This window comes from Arthrobacter sp. MDT2-34-1 (assembly GCF_059091365.1).
On sequence record NZ_JBNHGO010000115.1, the window covers coordinates 1 to 550 of the forward strand.

General features: G+C 59.8%; 1 protein-coding gene. It reads right to left on the reverse strand.

What is annotated here, in order from left to right; genetic code table 11:
- A partial coding sequence (locus AC5RVV_RS17930) for a LysR family transcriptional regulator (protein WP_494002704.1) occupies positions 1 to 383 on the reverse strand: 383 nt, incomplete at its 3' end.
- Positions 384 to 550 lie beyond the last annotated feature (167 nt).

Sequence of the window (550 nt, forward strand, 5' to 3'; positions counted from 1 at the left end):
AGTTCACGGACCGTGACCGTGACACTGGGGCAAAGACGCTGGAAGCCCTGAATGATATCGGAGGTCAGTTCGGATGCGGACGCAGTTCCGGAAATCAGCCCCACGGTCAGGGTTTTCTGGCCGCGTCCGGCTTGTTGCACGAGGTCGACCGTCCGGTCCAGCGACCGTACGATCTCGTAGGCCTGGCCGAGCAGCACTTCCCCTGCTGTGGTGAGTTCAATGCCTCGGGATGAGCGCTGAACCAGTTGTGTATGCAGTTGCCTTTCGAGACTGCGTAACGCCTTTGACATGGCAGGCTGCGCCACCATCATGCGGCGGGCACCGCCGTGGATACTGCCTTCTTCGGCTACAGCGATAAACATTTGAAGTTGTCGCACGTCCATGGGCGATCTCCTTCCGATGTGACATGTGACTGCAGACACAGTCTGTTCAAGTATATGGCTACCCTTCCAGTCGGCCGCCATCAGGCCGATTCTTACGGGAGAACCGGCGAGCCAGCGGCCCGGCAATATTCCGGAGCTGTATGCCTGCCCCACCGGCACCGGCCAAG